Origin of the sequence: uncultured Ruthenibacterium sp., from assembly GCF_963558415.1 — a bacterium.
Lineage (GTDB): Bacteria > Bacillota > Clostridia > Oscillospirales > Ruminococcaceae > Ruthenibacterium.
In genome coordinates this window covers 1-5,261 of record NZ_CAUWGY010000118.1, presented here as the reverse complement: position 1 = coordinate 5,261, position 5,261 = coordinate 1, and the positions used below count along the sequence as shown (strand labels likewise).

At 57.0% G+C, this 5,261-nt stretch carries 4 protein-coding genes; 2 read left to right on the top strand and 2 right to left on the bottom strand.

Translation table 11 applies throughout. The features are described 5' to 3' along the window. Together AB5H98_RS12590 and AB5H98_RS12585 are read right to left on the bottom strand one after the other, a co-directional pair. Nucleotides 1-1,319 (bottom strand): glycoside hydrolase family 13 protein (locus AB5H98_RS12590; RefSeq protein ID WP_367926243.1); only part of this gene is annotated, 1,319 nt, incomplete at its 3' end. A gap of 87 nt (nucleotides 1,320-1,406) precedes the next feature. Then, complete coding sequence (locus tag AB5H98_RS12585; protein ID WP_367926244.1) at nucleotides 1,407-3,803, bottom strand: glycogen/starch/alpha-glucan phosphorylase; 2,397 nt, start codon at nucleotides 3,801-3,803, stop codon at nucleotides 1,407-1,409. 253 nt (nucleotides 3,804-4,056) lie between these two features. On the opposite strand from AB5H98_RS12585, the gene AB5H98_RS12580 reads away from it, so the two are divergent. Both AB5H98_RS12580 and AB5H98_RS12575 read left to right on the top strand, forming a co-directional pair. Continuing rightward, nucleotides 4,057-4,398, top strand: coding sequence for a cell division protein ZapA (locus AB5H98_RS12580; RefSeq protein ID WP_367926242.1), 342 nt, complete (start codon nucleotides 4,057-4,059; stop codon nucleotides 4,396-4,398). After that, on the top strand, nucleotides 4,398-5,261 hold an 864-nt coding region (locus tag AB5H98_RS12575), incomplete at its 3' end, for a peptidase U32 family protein (RefSeq protein WP_367926241.1). The genes AB5H98_RS12580 and AB5H98_RS12575, both read left to right, overlap by 1 nt.

The following is a 5,261-nucleotide window of genomic DNA, read 5'->3' as shown; positions in this document are numbered from 1 at the left end:
AGAAAGTTCATCGTGGCGTTCAAAGCGGGCGCGGGATAATTTTCGCAGATGCGCACGATTCGGTCGGCCACACTGCGGGCGTCCTCGCCCTTTACAAAGCCGATGGCCGCGTCCTTGAAGGGGTAGTTCATCACGCCGTCCAGGCCCTTGCCCAAAAGGTAGGTGCGCCGGCGGCCGTAGCTCCACTTGTTGGTGGCGTCCTCCCACACCTCGCCCAGCAGATATTTGTCCTCGCCGTGGCGTTTGACGGCCCGGCGAATGTCCTCGATGAAATCGTCCGGCAGTTCGTCCGCCACGTCCAGGCGGAAGCCCGACGCGCCCCGCTCCATCCAGTAGTCGATCACGCCGCCCTTGCCGCAGATGAAATTGCGGTACGCGGGGTCGTGTTCGTTTACTTCGGGCAGGGTCTCAAAGCCCCACCAGGACCGGTATCCGCACTTGTAGTTGGGCGAAAAATCGTACCAGGAGCGGAAGGGGCTGCCCTCGCCCTGCCACGCGCCAAAGGAGTTGTACCGGCACTCCCGGTTGAAGTAGATGGAATCGGACCCCGTGTGACTGAACACTCCGTCCAGAATGATGCCGATGCCGTGGCGTTTTGCCTCCCAGCACAGCTCTTCAAAGGCCTCGTTGGTGCCCAAAAGCGGGTCGATGTTCCGGTAGTCGGCGGTGTTGTATCGGTGATTGGAATGAGCCTCAAACACCGGGTTCAGATACAAAAGCGTCACGCCCAGGTCCGCAAGATACGGCAGTTTCTGGCGAATGCCCTCCAGATCGCCTCCGAAGTAGTCCTGGTTCAGATGGCCGTCGGCCTGCTCGGTGGGCCAGAAATAAGGTTCGCCCTGCTTGTTAGGCCGGTAAATGCGGTCCGCAAAAGGCATGACTTTGTTTTTTACCCCCTCGCAGAACCGGTCGGGGAAAATTTGGTAGATCACGCCGCCAGCCACGGCCGCGGGCGTTTGAAAATCCGCTTCAAATACGGTCAACTGATAGCTTTCGCCGGTTCCGGTGGTCATGATGCACTCGCCCAGCGCGCCCCGGTACAACTTGCGGTATCCGGTGTACAAATCAAAATAGTAAAAGTACAGTCCGGCCTGGGCAAAGCTCAGCGTGCAGGAAAACACATCCCGGCCGTCCCGGGTGTCCTCTTTGTGCAAAAGCTGCATCACCGGCTCACCGCCGTCCCGGTTCCAAATCAGATACGGGGTGGTGCAGCCGAAATCGCAAGGCACGGCCAGACGGAACGTGACGGCCTGGCCGGCGCGCACAGCTCCGTAAGGGGTTTTGTAAAAGCGGTCCTGACTGTTGTAGATTGACGTCATACGGTTCGGTGACTCCCTATGCAAAATGTATGCGGAAACAACTGCCGCACACGATTCCGTGTGCGGCAGAGAATGTCCGGCAAAGGTTTATTTCACAGGCTTTGCGTGCCAGATGTTCTGCGCGTAGTCGCGAATGGAGCGGTCCGCCGAGAAGATGCCGCTGTTTGCAATGTTCATCAGGCTCATGCGGTTCCAGGTGTCGCGGTCTGCGTACAGGCGGCTCACATCTGCCTGGGCCCGCAGATAGTCGGCAAAGTCGGCCATGACCATGTACGGGTCAGAAGTGCGCAGGTTGGATGTGATCTCATGGAAGCTGTCGCCATTCCAGCCGCGCTCCAAAAAGTCCAGTGCCTGCGCGGCCTGCGGGCAGGCGCTGATGAAGCTGGAAGGATGATAGCCGAAGTTCTTCAGATCGTTGACCTCTTTGGTCAGCATGCCGAAGATGATCTCGTTTTCCTTGCCGGCCGCGTCGCAGATCTCCACGTTGGCACCGTCCAAAGTGCCCAGTGTGATCGCGCCGTTGACCATGAACTTCATGTTGCCCGTGCCGGACGCCTCCGTGCCGGCCAGACTGATTTGCTCCGACACCTCGCTGGCGGGCATCAGCCGCTCGCTGGTGGTCACGCAGTAGTCCTCCAGATATACCACCCGCAGTTTTTCCCGCACGGTGGGGTCCGCATCGATGAGAGCGCCCAGCTTGCAGATCAGGCGGATCATCTGCTTGGCCATATAGTAGCCCGGTGCGGCCTTGGCACCGAAGATGTAGGTCTTGGGCGTAAAGTCCGCATTGGGGTGATCTTTCAGATACAGATACTGAGATGCGATGTTCAAAGCGTTCAGATGCTGGCGCTTGTACTCGTGCATGCGCTTGACCTGTACGTCGAAAATGCTGTGGGGGTCGATGATTTGTCCGGTGACCTTTGCCAGGTGCTCGGCAAAAATGACCTTGTTCTGCTCTTTCACTTCGCCCAGTTTTGCCAGCACGGTCTTATCCGAGGCAAATTTCGCAAAATCTTTCAGCTTGGACGCGTCTTTTTTGAACCCGTCGCCGATGGTCTCGCTCAAAAGGTTGGTCAGGCCGGGGTTGGAAGCCAGCAGCCAGCGGCGATAAGCGATGCCGTTGGTCACGTTGGTGAATTTTTTGGGCGCGTACAGATAGTAGTCGTGGAACACGCTCTGCTTGATGATCTCGCTGTGCAGTTTGGACACGCCGTTGATGGTGTGGCACACATAGCAGCAGATGTTGGCCATGCGCACCTGGTTGTCGCCCAGAATGGCCATGTAGTTGATCTTGCCCCAGTCGTCGTAGAACACTTTCTGCAAATCCGCGCGGCAGCGGCGGTCCATCTCTTCGCAGATCTGATAGATGCGGGGCAGCGTCTTTTTGAAGATGTCAATGTTCCATTTCTCCAGCGCTTCGCTCATGACCGTGTGGTTGGTGTAAGCGAAGGTGCGCCGGGTGATGTCAAAGGCATGCTCCCAGGTGAAGCCGCACTCGTCCAGCAGAATGCGCATCAATTCGGGAATGGCCAGCGTCGGGTGCGTGTCGTTGATGTGAATGGCGATTTGGTCGGGCAGATTGTCCAAGGTGGCGTACTGAGACAGATGGTTTTTCACAATGTCTCCGATGGACGCGGCGCTGAGGAAGTACTGCTGGCGCAGACGCAAAATCTTGCCTTCCACATGGTTGTCGTTGGGGTAAAGCACCTTGCTGATGAGCTCCGCGTTGGCGCTCTTGTTGATGGCGTTGCCGTACTGGCCCGCGTTGAAGCTGCTCATGTCAAAGCCCGGTGCCTTTGCCTTCCACAAACGCAACTGGGACACGCCCTTGGAACCGTAGCCCGACACGTACATGTCGTAGGGAACGGCGATGACGCTGGAGTAGTTCTTGTGGGTCACGCTGTGATAGCTGCCCTCCCAGCTCTCCTCGATCTCGCCGTCAAACTTCACTTCCACCGCCTGATCGGGGTGGCTTTTCAGCCACACGCTGCCGCCGGGCAGCCAGTTGTCGGCGTGCTCTTCCTGCCAGCCGTCCACGATTTTCTGTTTGAAAATACCGTACTCGTACAGAATGGAGTAGCCCGTGCCGGGAATGCAGTCCGTGGCAAGACCGTCCAAATAACATGCGGCCAAGCGGCCCAGTCCGCCGTTTCCAAGTCCTGCGTCCGGCTCCTGATCGTAGATGCCTTCCAATTTGATATCGTGTTTTTTCAGTACATCTTCGGCAATCTCGTTCAGTCCCAGGTTGAACAGGCTGGTCTTCAGGCTGCGGCCCATCAGGAATTCCATGCACAGATAGTACACCTGTTTGCTGCCGGTGCCGTAGGTCCGGGACATGAATTCCTTGCGTTTGCGGCTGAGCATGCCCCGTACGATCAGTGCCAGTGCACGATAGATCTGTTCGTCCGTGGCAGAGGCAATGTCGATGGCAAACTCACTGAACAGTTTGTCCTCCAGCATTTTTTCAAACGCTTTGGTCGTCATTTTGGTTTCCAAATTCATCTACTCCCACTTTATCATTTTATAAAAGAATTATTTTATCTTGCATAAAAGCACCTTTATTATAGTATTTTAGGCGGCCGGATTCAATAAAAACACTTTTTTTATGACCTTTTTTCAAAAATCCACTTTTTATCTTTGAAGATTTCGTATATAATAGGGAAGAAACGATGGCAAAATGGGCGGGGTGTCCCCACTTTGCCGTCCGACTACTTATTTTTAGAAAAGGGGTTTTCACATGCCTGCCAATAAAATCAAATTGGAGATCTGCGGTTCGAGCTATGTGATCGCTACCACCGACACGGAGGAGTACGTCTTAAGTCTTGCGGAAAAACTGGATGCGGATATGAGCCAGATGATGGTCAACAACCCGACGGCCTCTGTGGCTACGGCTGCGGTCATCACGGCCCTGGGCTATCTGGACGAATTGAAAAAGAGCACCAGCGGCGCGGACAACATGCGCGCCCAGATCAAAGATTATCTCGAGGACGCAGCCAAGGCCAAGCTGGCGGCTGAAGAGGCTCGGCGCGAGGGGGAGCGTTTGCGCCGTGAGCTGGGTTATCTGAAAGAGCAGAAATAATGCCGTTTCAGAATTTGAACCGGCCCGAGATCCTGGCGCCTGCCGGCAATGCCGACATGCTCCGCGCGGCGGTGTACGCAGGGGCAGACGCTGTGTATCTCGGGCTGTTGCATTTTAATGCCCGCCGATCCGCGGGCAACTTTTCCGCCGCAGCCTTGCGCGAGGCCGCGGCGTTTTGTCATGCCCGGAATGTGAAAGTGTACGTGACGCTGAACACCACCCTCTACCCGGGCGAGATGCCCGGCTTGGAACAGGCGCTGCGGGACGTGGCCGCTGCCGGTGCCGACGCACTCATTGTGCAGGATCTGGCGGTAGCCCGCCTGGCAAAACAACTGGTTCCCGATTTGGCGCTGCACGGTTCCACTCAGATGAGCGTACACAGTCTGGCCGGTGCGCAGATGCTGCGGGATCTGGGCTTTTCCCGGGTAATTCTCTCCCGGGAGTTGAGCCTTGAGGAGATTCGCGCCATCGCCGCCGACTGCGGCATCGAGGTGGAAACCTTCATCCACGGCGCTTTGTGCATGAGCGTCAGCGGCCAGTGCTATATGAGCGCCTTTTTGGGCGGCCGCTCGGGCAACCGGGGCGCCTGCGCCGGTCCGTGCCGCCTGCCCTTCAGCGCCGGTGCTCCCGGTGCGTGCCACTTGAGCCTCAAGGACATGAGCCACATCCGCCATCTGCCCGCTATGGCCGGGGCAGGCGTGGCAAGCGTCAAAATCGAGGGCCGTCTGCGCACGCCCGAATACGTGGCCGCCGCCGTCCATGCCTGTGTACAGGCACGCGACGGTCAGCCCTACGATGAAGAATTATTACAAAATGTATTTTCGCGCTCTGGATTTACAGATGGTTATATCACCGGACGCCGG

What these genes read in the sequence shown, in the direction of transcription:
- AB5H98_RS12585 (WP_367926244.1), bottom strand. Translation starts at nt 3,803, where the DNA reads ATGACGACCAAAGCGTTTGAAAAAATGCTGGAGGACAAACTGTTCAGT.
- AB5H98_RS12580 (WP_367926242.1), top strand. Translation starts at nt 4,057, where the DNA reads ATGCCTGCCAATAAAATCAAATTGGAGATCTGCGGTTCGAGCTATGTG.